13 protein-coding genes are annotated in these 15,850 nt (G+C 55.1%); 5 read left to right on the top strand and 8 right to left on the bottom strand.

All coding sequences use genetic code 11. The annotated features are described in order from the left end of the window. Positions 1-192 precede the first annotated feature (192 nt). A complete protein-coding gene (locus OSC10802_RS0133935) occupies positions 193-438 on the top strand; it encodes a hypothetical protein (RefSeq protein WP_017721215.1) in 246 nt (81 codons plus the stop codon). Positions 439-622: 184 nt separating this feature from the next. On the opposite strand, the gene OSC10802_RS0133930 is transcribed toward OSC10802_RS0133935, so the two are convergent. Then, positions 623-862 (bottom strand): hypothetical protein, encoded by a 240-nt coding sequence (locus OSC10802_RS0133930; protein ID WP_017721214.1) that lies wholly within the window; start codon positions 860-862, stop codon positions 623-625. Between the two features lie 714 nt (positions 863-1,576). On the opposite strand from OSC10802_RS0133930, the gene OSC10802_RS0133925 reads away from it, so the two are divergent. Continuing rightward, on the top strand, positions 1,577-3,292 hold the full coding sequence (locus OSC10802_RS0133925) for a DUF3352 domain-containing protein (RefSeq protein ID WP_017721213.1): 1,716 nt from the start codon (positions 1,577-1,579) through the stop codon (positions 3,290-3,292). A gap of 227 nt (positions 3,293-3,519) precedes the next feature. Here OSC10802_RS0133925 and OSC10802_RS55170 read toward each other — a convergent pair whose 3' ends face one another. From OSC10802_RS55170 to thiD, 3 genes are all read right to left on the bottom strand, one after another. Next, positions 3,520-3,693: a hypothetical protein gene (locus OSC10802_RS55170; protein ID WP_155969066.1), complete on the bottom strand. Its 174-nt coding sequence runs from the start codon at positions 3,691-3,693 to the stop codon at positions 3,520-3,522. Positions 3,694-3,805: 112 nt separating this feature from the next. Continuing rightward, on the bottom strand, positions 3,806-5,608 hold the full coding sequence (gene mrdA / locus OSC10802_RS0133915) for a penicillin-binding protein 2 (RefSeq protein WP_026099048.1): 1,803 nt from the start codon (positions 5,606-5,608) through the stop codon (positions 3,806-3,808). A 166-nt stretch (positions 5,609-5,774) separates the two neighbouring features. Then, positions 5,775-6,599, bottom strand: coding sequence for a bifunctional hydroxymethylpyrimidine kinase/phosphomethylpyrimidine kinase (thiD, locus tag OSC10802_RS0133910; protein ID WP_017721210.1), 825 nt, complete (start codon positions 6,597-6,599; stop codon positions 5,775-5,777). A 795-nt stretch (positions 6,600-7,394) separates the two neighbouring features. Between thiD and OSC10802_RS51955 the strand changes: the two genes are divergently transcribed. Then, positions 7,395-7,535 (top strand): hypothetical protein, encoded by a 141-nt coding sequence (locus OSC10802_RS51955; protein WP_155969064.1) that lies wholly within the window; start codon positions 7,395-7,397, stop codon positions 7,533-7,535. A 146-nt stretch (positions 7,536-7,681) separates the two neighbouring features. On the opposite strand, the gene ftsZ is transcribed toward OSC10802_RS51955, so the two are convergent. Together ftsZ and OSC10802_RS0133895 are read right to left on the bottom strand one after the other, a co-directional pair. Beyond that, the gene (ftsZ, locus tag OSC10802_RS0133900) at positions 7,682-8,953 is read right to left on the bottom strand and encodes a cell division protein FtsZ (protein WP_026099047.1); all 1,272 of its coding nucleotides are present in this window, start codon (positions 8,951-8,953) and stop codon (positions 7,682-7,684) included. A 169-nt stretch (positions 8,954-9,122) separates the two neighbouring features. After that, positions 9,123-9,986 carry a cell division protein FtsQ/DivIB gene (locus OSC10802_RS0133895; protein WP_017721206.1) on the bottom strand — a complete coding sequence of 288 codons (864 nt, stop codon included), beginning with the start codon at positions 9,984-9,986 and terminating at the stop codon, positions 9,123-9,125. An 825-nt stretch (positions 9,987-10,811) separates the two neighbouring features. Between OSC10802_RS0133895 and OSC10802_RS43095 the strand changes: the two genes are divergently transcribed. Next, positions 10,812-12,158, top strand: a complete 1,347-nt coding sequence (locus OSC10802_RS43095) for a DUF3474 domain-containing protein (RefSeq protein ID WP_017721205.1) — start codon at positions 10,812-10,814, stop codon at positions 12,156-12,158. Positions 12,159-12,282: 124 nt separating this feature from the next. Here the strand turns inward: OSC10802_RS43095 and OSC10802_RS56030 are convergent, their stop codons facing one another. After that, positions 12,283-12,408 (bottom strand): hypothetical protein, encoded by a 126-nt coding sequence (locus OSC10802_RS56030; protein WP_017721204.1) that lies wholly within the window; start codon positions 12,406-12,408, stop codon positions 12,283-12,285. Positions 12,409-12,960: 552 nt separating this feature from the next. Here OSC10802_RS56030 and rbp point away from each other — a divergent pair. Continuing rightward, entirely contained in the window at positions 12,961-13,293 is a 333-nt protein-coding gene (gene rbp / locus OSC10802_RS0133880) for an RNA-binding regulator (RefSeq protein ID WP_017721203.1), read from the top strand. Positions 13,294-14,218: 925 nt separating this feature from the next. Here rbp and OSC10802_RS0133875 read toward each other — a convergent pair. After that, the gene (locus OSC10802_RS0133875) at positions 14,219-15,427 is read right to left on the bottom strand and encodes a slr1591 family oxidoreductase (RefSeq protein WP_017721202.1); all 1,209 of its coding nucleotides are present in this window, start codon (positions 15,425-15,427) and stop codon (positions 14,219-14,221) included. Positions 15,428-15,850 lie beyond the last annotated feature (423 nt).

Below are 15,850 nucleotides of genomic sequence, written 5' to 3'. Positions count from 1 at the left end.
CTTAAGCGCGTCCTTCACGGGAGCTGCTGACGCTGCCGCTGCGCTAACGGGACGCGAAGCTACTAACTTTTACCAAACCTGCTAAAATCTCTAGCAAAAACAAGCAGGTTCCTGTTACACTATAACAAAAAAATCAGCCACTCATAAGGTGGGAAATCCCCACACGCCACACGGACAGTATAGCGCTTATCAATGATTTTTCAACCTGTGGCGGGGATTGAAACCTGCTTTGGGGGCGGGCGCGGGGGCACCGGCCCTACGCTGCTGCTTTGGGAGCCTGACGGGACGCGCCCTTACGCTCACCGGGTTTCTCCACTCTCACCACTCACAGAGCAACGCGACAGAGACGCTCACTGTCCTGTAGAAAAACCCGGTTTCTTTGAGACACCGGGTTTAAACATTATTGAATTTTGCTGTCTGGTTTGGACTAAAATTTAGTAAACTATTGGACGCCAATCAAGTTAATTTTAACCCCATTATAGCAGCAGTCATATTGGTTAGAACAATAGAAGCTTCGGGAGCGGGGGAGCAAGGAAGGCCGGAATGTAGGTTTCCTAAATGCTTACTGCTCTATAGACGTAGGGCAGGCGTCCCGCCCCCCCTGAAGGTCTAATGTCCTAACCTAACTGGCTACTGCTCTAAGAGTGGCAAGCACCTCATCAGTCCCAGCAATTTTGATAGTAGGGGCACCGTTTTTCCAGCTAATTGTCAGTTGCTGGAATTGCAAACCACCGGCCAATATTAGGGAATCAATGCCATTTTCAAAGGCAGTAATTTTATCACTGCCCTTGCCTGCTGTCAAGATGAATTTGTCAGCACCGGCACCGCCAGTCAGGGTGTCATTGCCGGTAGTCCTGCACAAGTAAGGGTGACTTTACTAACAGGTTTGGTTCTCCGGTAAAATTGGTTTTAATAAAACGGCATCTGCTGCGCTCAGGCGAAGGATAAAAACTTCGTAAATCCTAGAAAAGATGCTAATTGTCCAAGAAGCCAGTTTCGGTAACGCTTTCTACGGAAAATTTGGGGCGGCAAAAGCCCATCATTACCTATGCAGGACTGCCACAGCTAGAAAATTTTTACTAAGTTCCGAAAAGTTAAAAAAATGGAATAGAAGGTCTTGTGATGAGATTTAACACTTGTGGTTAAGGGTTAGGGTTGAGGCTTTAGATATAGGAGCGAAAACCTAAAACCTAAAATCCAACAACATTGGCCGGCGGTTAGGGATTCGCTTTTAGGAGTTGAGTTTCAGGAGCCAGCTTTGAGGTATTCGGTTTCAGGTATTAAATTTCAGGTGTTAGGGGAAAAGCAATGCCCCATGCCCCATGCCCCATGCCCTATGCCCCATGCCCTATGCCCCATGCCCCATGCCCCATGCCCCATACCCTATGCCCCATGCCGGATGGGAAGGTGCCCCCAAATCCGAGATAATTGTCAATATAGGTGGCAGCGCAGAGGCTGTAGGGGCGGGTTCACCTAAAATGTTTGCTGGTAGGGAACGATATCTGCTTGCCCCGCTCCTACTCCCTAGCGCCACCCATATTGGCCAAAAATGAACCTCTGGCAGAGGGGATCAGCGATGAAACCCAGATCGTTTTTTTCTATCGTGGCAGCCGGCGTGCTGGTGCTGCTGTTAATTGGTGCCGGTGGCTTTTACTGGCTGACAGCCAACAGTCCGCTGGCGCTTTTGGGGGGCGGAGTGTCAGCCAGCCCAGCAGCAGCGATGTTTGTGCCTTCTGGCGCACCGGCGATGGTGTCTTTGCTCGTCAATCCAGACCGGCTGAAGGCGCTCACTGAGCTGCTGGCGTCACCCTCCCAGCGCCGGCTAACAGGAGCGGAACTCGACGAGTTCAAACAAAACTTGCTGGGGCTTGCCGGTTTGGACTACAACAAAGATGTCCAGCCCTGGCTGGGGGAGGAAATCACCGCAGCTTGCACCTCGGCAGACATAGATCGCAATTCGGAAAACGGCATGCAGCCTGGGTATCTCCTGGCGCTGTCCACCCGAGATGGCTCCCGCAGCCGGGAATTTTTGCAGCTGTTCTGGGGAAACAAAGCCAGCGCCGGCAAAGATTTGGTCTTTGAGCCCTACCGAGGTGTCACCCTAATCTACAGCAGTGCCGGCACAACCGCCGCCCCAGAGACAGGCGTCCCGCCTGTCGAGCCAGCTCATAGCTTGGCCACAGCAGTCGTAGCCGACCAATTTGTCCTGTTTGCCAATCACCCCAAGGTGCTGCGCGACGCGATCAATAACGTCGCAGCGCCTAACTTAAACCTGAGCAGTTCCAGTTCCTACCAGCTAGCTTTGAACCGGCTGGATCAGGCTCGCATTGGTGTGGCGTTCCTGAATCTCTCTCAGCTAGCTGCCCTGACCGGTAACAGGCTCGAAGAAAACCCGTCCCCTGTCACCTCTTCCGAGTCGCCTAATTTAGCCCTCGCCGCAGGATTGAACCGGCAGGGGTTGCTGGCGCACACAGCGGTGCTGATCCCGGAGATGCCGGCACCGGCGGCTCCGGGCTTGTCCGAGCCGGTGGGAGCGCTGCAATACGCTCCAGAGTCAGTGGCGGTGCTAGCCGCCGGCTCGGATTTGCGCGGGCTGTGGGATCAGCTGGACGCCAGCCTTTCCGGACAGGGGCTGCTCAAGCAGCCCCTCAGCGAGTCCCTCACCGCCCTCGGGAATCGCTGGGGAATCGACCTGGCGCGGGATATCTTCGAGGGTGTGAGGGGAGAGTACGCCTTGGGATTGCTCCCGAGCCAGGCAGATGGCACCTCCGACTGGATTTTTGTCGCCCAGCAATCGCCAGAACTGGCCAAGAGCGTTGAGCGTCTCGACGGGATCGCCCGCAGTCAGGGGTTGAGCGCTGGCGCTCTGACGCTGGGGAGCAGGCAAGTGACTGCTTGGACTAAACTGAGCGCCTCGGATGCCGGCGGGCAAAAATCGAGCCCGCCCCAGCTGGTCGCTCAGGTGGTCGGAGTGCGCGCACTGGCCGGCAATTACGAGATTTTCGCCTCCTCAATTGGCGCAATGGAGCAGGCCCTCTCCGCCGCTAAGGGGGGGAGCGCACTCGCCGCCCTTCCCTTCCTGGAAGCTATCTCAGCGCTGCCCCGACCGAATTACGGCTACGCCTATCTCGACTGGTCCGCCACTCAACCGATTTTAGAGCGCCGGCTGCCTCTGCTGGGGCTGGTGCAGCGGTCAGGGGCGTTCAAACATTTGCGCGGTATCGGCGTTAGCAGTGCCGGTGGCGACAAGGGCGTCCTCACCGCCGATCTGTTCATCCGGCTCCGCTCTTAAAGCCTCCCGCTTCAATAGCACAAAACGTGACGAATGACAAGTGCCTCAAGGCAGAAAAACATGCCTGTCACTCGTCACGAAAAAGTTCTCGGTGTGCCGGGAAAAATAAACGGAAGATGGATAAACCCGGGAGGGTTGGGAACCCCGGTTTCTTGTTACCGGCATGTCAGGGTTAACTGTGCCGGCGCACGGCTCAATTCCGTCTGTACCGGTCTTCTTTATTTTTCTTACTCCCCCGCGATTTCAGCGCCTTGGCGGTTTAATAAAAAACCACACTGCCGTAAAAATCGGCTGTGCGGGGGCGGGTTTATCAGACCAGCCGGCTGTGACGCCAGCAGGTCTGGCCAAACCCGCCGCTGCGGGTGGCAAAAGAAAAAGAAATCTTTTATAGCAGTATGCACTTAGGTTAGGACATTATATCGAGAGGGCACAGAGGGAACGCCTGCCCTACGCCTTTTTCCCTAGGTCCGTGACGTCCTAAGCAATATGACTGCTGCTATACCTGGTGAGATGTTACTTTTGAGGTTTTGGCTGGCTGAAATAGGTTTTGAACAGTTGCTTGGCGATGGGTGCGGCGGAAACCGCGCCATAGCCGGCATTCTCCACAACAACGGCGATAGCAATTTCCGGCTTGTCAATCGGCCCAAAGGCCACATACATAGCGTTGTCTTCCTGACCGAAGACTTCAGCCGTGCCGGTTTTGCCGGCAGTCAGGGGAATGGAACCGTCATTGAGCTGCTGAGCGGTGCCTTTTGCCACCACCGCAACTAGCCCATCGGCAATAGTAGCCACCGTGTCAGGTGACATGCCGGTGGGTTCTGGTTTGGTTTCCTGTGTGTTGGTTTTCGCCGCCAAGAGATGGGGTTTGACGCGATAGCCACCATTGGCGATCGACGCCACCATCACCGCCAGCTCCAGGGGCGTGGCCAGCACCAGACCCTGGCCAATAGACATGCTGACCGTATCGCCGATATACCAGGGCTCTCCATAGAGCTTCTCTTTTTTCGCTGGCGTGGGCAGGAAACCGTGAGTGCCACCATCGAGCCCCAAAAGCTTGAAATCAGTTATGTCGCCAATTCCCAGTTTGCGCCCCCATTTAGCTATATCATCGGCTCCTACGTTCATGCCGATTTGATAGAAAAAGGTGTTGCTGCTGTAAGCAAAGGCGTCCCGATAGCCGATCGTGCCATAACCGCCGCCATGTTCGTGGAAAAGAATCCCACCAACCGCGATCGCAGAAGAGGAGAACAGGTAGGTGTTAGGAGGGAACTTGCCTGACTGCATACCGGCAGCGGCGGTGACAATCTTGAAGGTGCTCCCCGGTGGGTAGCCTTGCAGGGCGCGATTGACAAAAGGCTCGTCGAGGTTTTGCAGTCGCTCCCACTCAGAGGCTTTCACCTGACGGGTGAATATATTGGGGTCGAAAGACGGTCCGCTGGCCATCGCCAGCACAGCGCCGGTTTTAACATCGAGCACCACTACTGCCCCCCGTCGCTGGGCGAGGGCTGCTTCAGCGGTTTTCTGCAGCTGGAGATCTAGGGTCAGCCGCACGGCAGTGCCCGGTGTGGGAGGATCTACGCCCATTTGGCGCAGTTCCTCACCCATCGCATTCACCTCAATCAGGCGGCGGCCCCAGACGCCGCTCAGATCCTTGTTGGCCATGCGCTCGATCCCCATTTGGCCAACTATCATTCCCATCGGATAGTCTGGGTGCTCTAGCAACTGTTCGGGGCTGGCTTCGCCAATATATCCGAGAACCTGACTGGCCAGGTTGCCCTGCGGATAGAAGCGGCTGGCTTCAGGACGCACTTCAACGCCCCGAAATTCGGCAGCTCGCTCGGCCAGCGCGACGAAGGCATTCTGGCTGAGAGCGGTTCCGAGCCGCACCGGCAGGGCTGATTTGTAGCCGGTCTTCTGCAATTTTTTGAGAATGTCGGCGGTGGGGATTTTGAGGACAGCGCTAAGTTTTTCAGCTGTGCGCGACCATTCTTCTGGCTTTTGTTCCTTCGGCCACAAATAGAGGGAACGGGAGAGGCGATTCGCCGCCAGCAGTTTGCCGTTGCGGTCTAGGATATTTCCTCGTTCCGCACGCACTGGCACCAGACGGATGCGGTTGTTATCCGCTCGCTGCCGGTTTTGCGAGCCCTGTACCAGCTGCAGGTTCACCAGACGGTAGGTGTAGCCGCCGATCAGGGATGTCACGACCAGCATCAGCACGATCGCCTGGTACATTCGGCTGCGCCGCTGCTCAGCCTCTCGCAGTTGGTATGTCTTGAACCCGCGCTTTCCCGATCCTAAAAAAAGTCCGCCAGCCATGTTCATTACCTTCCGCAAAGGGACTTTATCAATTGCAATTTTTATATGCAGTTTTTGATACATTTGTTTCCTTCAATTTTCTCTTAAAATTTAAACTTTTTATAGAGTAAGTTGAAGGTATTTTTTGTTCTTTTTGTAGGGTTTTCTCTGGCCCGGTTAATTTTCTTTAGCCTTGAGACTGTAGCAGCGGAAAAAAGTGTCCTAAAGGCCCGCTGCCCCCTCCAATTGGCAGGGAGTGCCGCAGGGCGGAGGTAACGTATTCCTTGGCCTGTTTGATGGCAGATAGGGGATCTTTTCCCAGGGCTAGATTGGCGGCTGCCGCCGCTGAGAGGGTGCAGCCGCTGCCGTGGGTGTTGCTGGTGTCCACGGCAGCTGTCTTCAAGGTTTCCAGTTTGTGGCCATCGAACCAGACATCGACGCCCCGCAGACTTCCCTCCATGCTTCCCCCTTTGACCAATACGGCTTTCGCTCCCAACCGGTAGATTTGCTGAGCTGCAGCTCGCATGTCATCGAGGGTGTGAATCTGCAAGCCGCTCAAGAGTTCGGCTTCGTATCGATTCGGGGTGACAATCGCCGCCAGCGGCAGCAGGGCCTTCCGCAAGGTGGCGGCGGCGCGATCATCAATTAGCCTCGCGCCGGTGCGCGACACCATCACTGGGTCCACGACCAAGTTGGGCAGACTTAGGGCTCTCACCCGCTCCGCCACAGCTGCAACAATCTCCTGGTTGAGCAGCATGCCGGTTTTGACCGCTCCCACTGGAATGTCCGAGACAATGGCCTCGATCTGGGCAGCGACCGCCGCAGCCGGCAGCGCATCCACTCGCGTCACCCCCAGAGTGTTCTGAGCCGTCACGCAGGTTATGGCGCTAGTGCCGTGGACGCTGTGAAAGGCAAATGTCCGGATATCAGCCTGAATGCCGGCTCCGCCGCCACTATCGGAACCCGCTATCGTTAAAGCAACTGGGACGCTTGTTGGAGCTGCACCTGTCATACCCACAAGTGTTATATTTCGTTACAAGCCACTCGTCGTGTCAGGATCTGGGACTGTCTGACATGAATTATGGAGCTGTAACTTAAGTTTACTGAGACTTCTGGATACTTCTACAGGAAATTTAGATTAGTATTTTAAACCCTATATATAAGATTTACTTATACCCGCTCCAAGTCAGGAGCGATCGCTTTTTCTTGACAGGCGCTTCCCAATAGGGTATAATGTGCTGCTTATTTCTCAGGACTTGGCCCGGTAAGGGGCAGGCTGGGTGTGGCAAACAATTTTCAAGATTGTATTTTGAATTGAGAATTGCTCAGAACTCTATTTCAGCGGTGAGCGCGTAGAAACTTGGTTTGTTAGAGAAACGGGCTCTCTCACCCAAACGGGCTCTCTCACCTAAGTCTCACAAATCGGTGGCAACTGCTTTATAGGAATTGATCTCATGTCTGTTGCCGTCAGCTGTTATAGCAGTATGCACTTAGGTTAAAACATTAGACCTTCAGGCCAGCCAGACGCTGGCCTACGTCTATATCCCAGTAGTAATATGGGTTAGGACAATAGGAGCCGGAGTGGGGGGGGTGCAAAAGAGGCCGAAATGTGCGAACCTAAGTGCCTACTGCTATATCCTCTTCTGTCACTTTGGGGCAATTTGACGAATTTGCCCTATTTCAGGCAACCACAGATCCGGCTTTCACCCTTGTTTGACAAAAGAGAGATATTGTAGGGGAGCGGCGGGTGCCAGCCAAAGCCGGGAGGTTTTCCTCTGGAGAGATCCGGACCTTACAGGGCGAGAAGATGGGTGCAGCGGGATACGATACGTTGCAGGGGGTGACGATTGCATCCCAAGCCGGCGCTGAGCGGCAGTGTGGGGGAGTGCCGGCTGTGAGTTGCCCCTATTCCATGCGCCGCAGAGCGTCACTGATGATTTCACCGTGATTTATTATTTTAATATTCCCCCTGAAAAATTTCAACGGGTCACTCACTTTCAACCTTTAATTTTTCTTGGGAATTTCTTGAGGCTGGCCAGCAGCGATTTTAGATTTTAGATTGAATTTAAAATCTAAAATCTAAAATCTAAAATCTCAGCTTTTTGGCGGACGCCGGCGCTGCAGGAATTCAGGAATGTCCAATCCCGGTGGCTGTTGGGGTTTTTGGGGTTCGTAAGCGGGTGGGGGTGGTGCCGCCGGCCTAGCAGCTTGGCGTGAGGGGGTAATTACTTTCGCCGCCGGCGCATTAGATTGAGGTTCGCCGGTAAATCCAGTGGCGATCACGGTAATTCTGATCTCACCCTGGAGGCGGTCGTCAATAACGGCACCAAAAATAATATTGGCATTGGGATCGACAGCTTCGTAGATGATGTCGGCAGCGCCGCTCACCTCGTGAAGCGTCAGGTCGCTGCCGCCGGTGATGTTAAACACTACGCCCTTAGCCCCTTCTATAGAGGATTCCAGCAACGGCGAGGAGATAGCTGCAGTAGCTGCTTCCCGGGCCCGGGATTTGCCAGAGCCAATACCGATCCCCATCAGAGCCGAGCCGGCATCGGCCATCACCGCTCGCACATCGGCGAAGTCAACATTAACCAAACCTGGAATAGTGATGATATCGGAGATCCCCTGAACCCCCTGGCGCAGGATGTCATCTGCCACCCGAAAGGCTTCTTGCACCGGCGTTTGTTCAGAGATCACCGCCAGCAGCTTGTCATTGGGGATAATAATCAGGGTGTCCACCCGACTTTGCAGAGCGTTAATGCCTTCATCTGCCTGGCTAGTGCGGCGACGCCCCTCAAAGGTGAACGGGCGAGTCACCACGCCCACGGTGAGAGCGCCAACTTCCTTTGCCACTTCAGCCACAATTGGAGCCGCTCCCGTGCCGGTGCCGCCGCCCATACCGGCGGTAATAAACACGAGGTCGCACTGACCCAGAGCCTGGGCGATCTCGTCGCGAGATTCTTCAGCCGCCTTTTGGCCAATTGCCGGATTGCCGCCCGCGCCCAGACCGCGCGTCAGCTTTTGTCCGATCTGCAAGCGTTGGGGCGCACTCGACTGATTGAGGGCTTGGGCGTCGGTGTTAATCGTCCAAAATTCTACCCCTGACACATCACTAGCAATCATGCGGTTAATGGCGTTCCCGCCGCCACCACCCACGCCAATCACTTTTATTCTGGCTATGGTGCTAGGCACAATCTCCCCACTCCTAGAATCTTCCCCAGGCATGCCTTTTACGCTGTTAGTTTGGCCCAAATAAAACCCTGAGTTGCCAAAGGGATTGGAGTTGTCCACTGTTCCTGGAAAACCTGACTGTCCTTGGGAAGGCGGGCTTTCATGGGCGAGCCCTATTTTACTATTAAGTGTCATTGCAATAAAGAACGCTCTATAAACAACTCTTCAACTTTAGGCAACTCTAGTCAACTATAGGGTATGTCGCTCATATTACCAACAATAGCAATCGCTTGTTGACAGTCCCTGACTTGCTGCTGCACTCTCACGGGCGGGGCGGGCGGCCTCACCCCTGAGTGGAGCGCCCTCAGCGCGCGCCCGAGCTCCTGTTGGGGGCTTTTGGCGGCGCTTTGGCGGAGTCGGGCAGAATTTTAACGGCAGGGGAGGCTGGATTTTTCAGGTCGATGTATGCTATCTGGCTGTAACGCGGGTGTTTTGGTAACTGACGCATGCGATCGAGGACTTTGAGTTGCTCAACAAACTTGGAACTGTACGGCCCCAAATGAACAGTGCCCAGCTCGGTTTTCAGGACTAAATTAGCTCGGTCCTGCCAGTCAATTTGAGAAACTTTGACGGGAGAGCGGCTCACGGCTTCATACAGGGGGGGCCACTCATGGCGGTACTGGTCGGGATTGCCGATCACTTTCAGGGCCGGCAGTTGCAGGGAAGCCTCCAGGGAGGTGTAGCTTTTTAGGGGCACCCACCAGCCATTTTCATCGAGTACCCCCTGGTGAGAGGGGTTGCTCGGAGCGGCCTCCGGGCCCGCTGCCGCCGGTACGGTCAGCGCCACGGGATATCGTTCTTTGACGGTGACAGTCAAGCCGGCAGGAAACAGATGGCGGCTGACCGTGGCTTTGGCAATCGGGGCTTGGGACTCTAGCTGCTTAGCCATCACCTCGGGTTGCAGCCGCAGCAGCGACTGGGGATAGGATACAGGCAGGAGAGAGCGAATGGTCCTGGCTGAGAGGAGCTCGTTCCCCTCGATGACAACCTGCTCTGGTTGGTGAATCACCCAAGCGGGCCGGCCCGTCACCCAGACTAAACCCCAAGCCAGACAGCCTGCGCTCACTGTTTGCCAGCCAACCTGTAGCAATCTCAGGCGTCGAGCGCGCTGCAGCTGTTTGCGCCTGAGTCCTAATTCTGACTGAGAGACCGATGCGATGCTATCCATCCACTACCTCTCAATTGCCCTTATAGAAACTTATGTTACCCGCTCTGCATAACTGGCTAATCATAACTGCTCTCTCTCGCCTGGAACTTCTAACTTTTGGTTTGTTTCTAGAATTGCCCCCCTGCCAAAACCAATCGGGAAATCCCAACGGCTTCCCCCTGTAGGAAAACCCTCTAACCTGGGCCGGCGCGACGCTCGCCACGCCAGTCGAACAGCGCCACGGCACGCCCCCTGGCCGGCCTTGGGTGCTGCTGACTTAACCAAATTCTGCCAGAATTCCCCACAGGGCGTCAGGCGAATCGCCAGATCTGGCGCAGGGCGCTTATGTCAGGGGGGCCAAAGCCAGCGGCTAGAGGCATTGGGGGGAAGGCAATCTGCCCCCGCAGGGCATGGTAACACGTTAGGGCCAGCATCAGTTGCAGCGCTCAGCTGCGACTGCGGCTGCCTCAACCCACACCGGCCTGGGGCTGTCGCGATCCTCCGATGCCGGCTCAGGGCAGAAGTTTGAGAGCGTGCCGGCTCAATTGCGGAATTGATGTCTTGCGCCCGCGGCCTCTCCCCCTTCACTCTAATGGCCCACGGGCAATCAGCCGGACGCGATCTAGAAGCAGTCATATTGGTTAGGACATCCGGGACCTAGGGAAAAAGCCGTAGGGCAGTCTTTACCTCCGTGCCCTCTCGCTCAAATGTCCTAACCTAAATGCATCCTGCTATAGGAGAGGGTGGGGATCGCCCCAAACCCGTTAGAAACGCTGGCCCAGTCGCCCTCTGGCGGGGGCGTGGCCGCTAAAAAAAAAGGCCCAGAGGGTTCAGGAGCGGGCCGCGATGGCAGGTGCTTCAGCGCCTGACCAGATTGCACCAGACGGCGAGCCTGTCCCGCCACACAACTTTGCCCTGCCGGGAAAAGTAGCCAACCTTACAGAAAAACTGGCGCTTGAGGGGATCGACCGCGACGTGCTCGGGTGCCGGTGTTTGGCGAAAGCCTGGAGGGGAGTTTCAGGAAAGGCATGCCTCGTGAAGCGGTACAATAGAGCCCGTCATTTCTACTCAGGTACAATCCGAACTTTGGTGCAATCCAAGCTTGTTGAGTTGAACAGTCCTCCACCAGAGGACTCCTGCAAAGGTGCGGCAGAACCCCCATTCACGCTACAGGAGTTGAAAGCTGCCATTCCGGCGCATTGCTTTGTGCCATCCCCTGGAAAATCACTAGCCTATTTTTTCTGGGATGTTTCGATCGTTGGCCTCCTCTATGCAGTGGCCACCTATCTGGATTCCTGGTTTTTCTGGCCAGTGTTCTGGCTGATGCAGGGCACCATGTTCTGGGCTTTGTTTGTGGTAGGCCATGACTGTGGCCACGGTTCCTTTTCCCGAAGCAAATGGCTGAACAATCTGATTGGCCATCTCGCCCACACCCCGATACTCGTTCCCTTTCATGGCTGGCGCATCAGCCACCGCACCCACCACAACAACACCGGCAATATCGATACGGATGAGAGCTGGTATCCCGTCACGGAAACCACGTACCGAGAGATGCTCTGGTACGAAAAAATGCTCCGCTTCGATCTCGCCTTACTCTTTGTCTATCCCCTCTACCTGTTTAAGCGCTCTCCCTCAAGGCCAGGAGGCTCCCACTTTCACCCGGGCAGCCCCCTGTTTCGCCCCTCGGAAAAATGGGACGTGCTGACCAGCACCGCCTGCTGCACGCTGATGCTGGGCTTCCTGGGCTGGCTGACTTATGAATATGGCTGGCTGTTTCTGCTCAAATACTATCTCGGGCCATACATCGTTTTTGTGGTCTGGCTGGACTTGGTTACCTTCCTGCACCACACCGAGCCTGATATCCCCTGGTATCGCGGCAAAGACTGGTATTTTCTCAAAGGTGCCCTCTCCACGATTGACCGAGATTACGGCTTGATCAATAACATCCACCACAATATCGGCACCCATGTGGCTCACCACCTGTTCATCGGCATTCCCCACTACCATCTGAAGACTGCCACCGAGGCGCTCAAACCGATTCTGGGGAACTATTACCGGCACTCGGGCGCTCCGATCTTGCAGTCGTTCTGGCGCTCATACAAAAGTTGCCATTTTGTCCCGGATACAGGGGGGATGGTTTACTACCGCCCCAAAACTGAGATTGCTTCAGCCCCAATAGACAGCAATCTCTAAAATACCTGTCCCGCAATCATCCATCCCTCTTGCTCCTAACTTAAGGCCGGTGCGGCTCGCTCCCCCCCTCGCCAAGGGCAGCCGAGCCGCACCGGCCTTGCCACTGTCCCAAAAGCCCCAGCTCTCACCGGCTCTCTTCCCCCATCCCCAACACTGCCGCCATCCCGCCACCGATCCCCCACCACAGGACGAACATATCCCTGTTGAGCGCCTTTCCCCCCTCTGCCGATCCGTTCTCGCCCTTTTCCACTCTCCCTGCGTATTTATTTGTCTGGCTAATTTCTCGATTTTTTCGGGAAGAGTGCTATAATACCCTGAGAGCGACAATTCTTTGGCCGATCCGATGGCCCACCCCACTGGGGGTAAACGACCCGCGTTCGGGAGTGCTACCTCTGTATCAAGTTTAAAGTCTCTGCCCCTACCGCTACCAGTCTCCCCTTGGCCCGGTCTGAAAAATCTAAATAGAAATTGCCGCTAAATAAAAGCAAGTAAACAACCTCATTAGAATTCAAACTAAAAGGCGCGACTCGCTGGCAACACCCGTCGAAAAACAAATAAGGTTAGCTCAGCCTGAATAGACGCCTGTGGACTGGAAGGAGCCGTCTCCCCAGGGCGAAGCAGGAAGTGAACATCAAACTGAATCAGTTTGAGTAAGTTTCATCGAGCGGCATGTCAATTGTAAATCAGATTCAGTTGTAGGGTTATTTCTTTGCTACAGAATTTCCAAAGGATGTACCCTTGCGTGTCGGCAGGCATATCTCCGAACCTGAATCTCTACGATGTTTAACTTTGGAGGTATTCCATGTCGATCTATGTAGGGAACTTGTCCTACGAAGTAACACCAGACGATCTCACCTCTGTTTTTGCTGAATACGGAACCGTGAAGCGGGTTAATTTGCCCACTGACCGGGAAACCGGTCGCCCGCGAGGCTTTGGTTTCGTGGAAATGTCAACAGACGCTGAAGAACAGGCAGCTATTGACGCCCTGGATGGAGCGGAGTGGATGGGCCGCGATCTCAGGGTTAACAAGGCTAAGCCTCGGGAAGACCGCCCGCCTGGGGGCGGAAGTCGCGGTGGCGGCAGCCGGGGTGGCGGTGGTGGCTACGGCGGCGGCGGGAAAGGTCGCCCACGCTAATAAACTCCTAGCGCAACAATTTTAGTTTCGGCCAGCGACGCTCATCCGGCTGGCAGTATGAAAGTTATCATATGGCACAGGTATCTTGCCTGTGCCTTTGCTTTTGACTTTAGCCTGTTATAGCAGTATGCACTTAGGTTAGAGCATTAGACCTTCAGGCTCGGCGGACGCCCCCCCTACGTCTATATAGCAGTAAGCATTTAGGAAACCTACATTTCGGCCTCCCTTGCTCCAGAGCTCCCGAAGCTTCTATTGTTCTAACCAATATGACTGCTGCTATAAGCTGTTAGGCTTTTAACCTGCTTTTCCGTTGAAACGGGGCAGAGCCTCCTGATTGCCTTCCCAGATTAATCTGGGAACGATAGAATAGAAATAAATAATGCGAATTAAGTGTATAAAACTGATCGTATGGGTTAGGGCACGGAGGGAGCGCCTGCCCTAGGTCGGAACCTTGTAGGATAGGCGATCATTCCGACGAGCGTATCCGAACCTAAGTGAATATTGCTATATAGCAGTATGCACTTAGGTTAGAACATTAGACCTTCAGGCTCGGCGGACGCCTGCCCTACGTCTATATAGCAGTAAGCATTTAGGAAACGTACATTCCGGCCTCCCTTGCTCCTCCGCTCCCGAAGCTTCTATTGTTCTAATCAATATGACTGCTGCTATATCATTACTGACCGCTTGACGGCGGCAGATGTTCTGTGGCGGAAGGGCACTAGACTGGGAAAATTCCGCTCAATCTTATGCCAATAATTTATAAGCTGTTAGGCTAATGATGCGGCTCCTTAGAGAAGGGAGGCAGAGCCTTTAGCGCCAGGAAAGCGTGCCTGCCGAGGAACGTGGCGCTCCGGGGCGGTTCCCGCGCCTGTCGGGGAACGAGGGGAACGAGGGGAAATCCAAAATCTAAACTGCAAAATTTCTATCACCTGGATAGAAGCCTCACCGGCAACTCCCGAAACTGTGCCATAAACCGCCGGTCAATCCAATCTTTCCAGCGCCACAGCAGCGGCGACGGGCCACAGCTAAAAGAACCGCCCAAAAAAGGAACAGATGCGATAGCCGACCGGTCGCCGGTGCCAATTAAGGAGAGAAATTGCTTTTGCGGTCTAAATGGCTTCACCTCCAGCCCCAGCAAAACCCGCCGCAAATTCTCGTACAGCGGCTTTCCCTGGCGCACAGCAAACACCCCAGCCTTAGGGCGGGGATAATTCACCATCGCAGCCACATCCCCCGCAGCAAACACCCTCGGGTGTGACACCGACTGCAGCGTATCTCCCACCAGGATAAAACCGGCAGCGTCCGTTGCCAGACCCGCCTCCCCCAGCCAACTCGCCGCCGACGCCTGCGTCACCCAAAACACCCGGTCGCACTCCACCGCCAGCCCCGACTCACACCGCACGCACACCGCCGGCGATCCCAACCCCAGCCGGTCTCCTCGCGGCTGCACCTCACAGACTTTTTCCCCCAGATGCAGCGCAATCCCCCGGCGGGTGAGAATTTCTCCCAAGCGCCGGCCCAACCGGCTGCTGTGTGCCGGCACAATCCGATCTCCGCTGTGAAATAAATGAATTGCCACACTCCCCACCGGCACCCTGGCGTCCCGATCCATTTGCTGCAGGTGAGATCCCATCGCCAGCGCCAGTTCCACACCACCGGCACCCCCACCGACAATCCCAAGGCGCAGCGGTTCCCCCGGAGAGCCGGTGCCCAGATCCACAATCTCCTTCCAGCCGGCAAGCAACTGCGGCACCGGCTTCGCGGGAATCGCATATTCCGCCGCACCCGCAACCGATATCGCTGCAGGGGTGCTGCCAATATCAACAGACAGCAGCTCAAACCCCACCTTTTCACCGCTGGCGCACAGGACCTGATTGCTTTCCAGATCCAGACCAATCGCCCGGTCAATTAACAGCTGCGTGCCGGCAAACTGTGCCAATTGCCGCAGGTCGATGTGACACTCCTGAAAATTGTAAAAGCCGGCGATATATCCAGGCAGCATCCCCGAATAGGGCGCGTGGGACCTGTCCGAAATCAGGGTGAGGCGCACACCCGATAAGGGTTTCGCGCCAAACAGTTTCAGCGCGATGGCGTGGCTGTGGCCACCTCCTATCAGTACGAGGTGTTTGTCCATTGGCTTGTTCCGGAAAGCAGAATTGTCTGCAAATTGTAGAGCGTTGCGGCAGCTGGGGTGCCGGTGCACTGCTATCGAGGTGTATAGCAGTATGCACTTAGGTTAGAACATTAGACCTTCAGGGGGGGCGGGACGCCTGCCCTACGTCTATACAGCAGTAAGCATTTAGGAAACCTACATTCCGGCCTCCCTTGCTCCAGAGCTTCCGAAGCTTCTATTGTTCTAACCAATATGACTGCTGCTATATCCGATTAAATGAGATTTGTAAAACACGCCTTCAGACAGGTTTTGTATATATGCTTTCAACCGGAGATTAGATAATTTGACCCGCCGGCACCCCCTTCTGTGGGGCCAATCGGCTGTTCGTGGCCCACTTTCGGCTGCCGGTGGCCGCTTTTCGGCAGCAAATTGCCGTAAATGAGA

The sequence above is a fragment of the Kamptonema formosum PCC 10802 genome, from assembly GCF_000332335.1.
Lineage (GTDB): Bacteria > Cyanobacteriota > Cyanobacteriia > Cyanobacteriales > Oscillatoriaceae > Oscillatoria.
This window is presented reverse-complemented; position numbering and strand designations above follow the sequence as displayed.

Excerpts from the sequence above, each read along its gene's own strand:
- OSC10802_RS0133935 (WP_017721215.1), top strand. The coding sequence starts at position 193 with ATGATTTTTCAACCTGTGGCGGGGATTGAAACCTGCTTTGGGGGCGGG.
- OSC10802_RS0133925 (WP_017721213.1), top strand. The coding sequence starts at position 1,577 with ATGAAACCCAGATCGTTTTTTTCTATCGTGGCAGCCGGCGTGCTGGTG.
- mrdA (WP_026099048.1), bottom strand. The coding sequence starts at position 5,608 with ATGGCTGGCGGACTTTTTTTAGGATCGGGAAAGCGCGGGTTCAAGACA.
- thiD (WP_017721210.1), bottom strand. The coding sequence starts at position 6,599 with ATGACAGGTGCAGCTCCAACAAGCGTCCCAGTTGCTTTAACGATAGCG.
- OSC10802_RS51955 (WP_155969064.1), top strand. The coding sequence starts at position 7,395 with ATGGGTGCAGCGGGATACGATACGTTGCAGGGGGTGACGATTGCATCC.
- ftsZ (WP_026099047.1), bottom strand. The coding sequence starts at position 8,953 with ATGACACTTAATAGTAAAATAGGGCTCGCCCATGAAAGCCCGCCTTCC.
- OSC10802_RS0133895 (WP_017721206.1), bottom strand. The coding sequence starts at position 9,986 with ATGGATAGCATCGCATCGGTCTCTCAGTCAGAATTAGGACTCAGGCGC.
- OSC10802_RS43095 (WP_017721205.1), top strand. The coding sequence starts at position 10,812 with ATGGCAGGTGCTTCAGCGCCTGACCAGATTGCACCAGACGGCGAGCCT.
- rbp (WP_017721203.1), top strand. The coding sequence starts at position 12,961 with ATGTCGATCTATGTAGGGAACTTGTCCTACGAAGTAACACCAGACGAT.
- OSC10802_RS0133875 (WP_017721202.1), bottom strand. The coding sequence starts at position 15,427 with ATGGACAAACACCTCGTACTGATAGGAGGTGGCCACAGCCACGCCATC.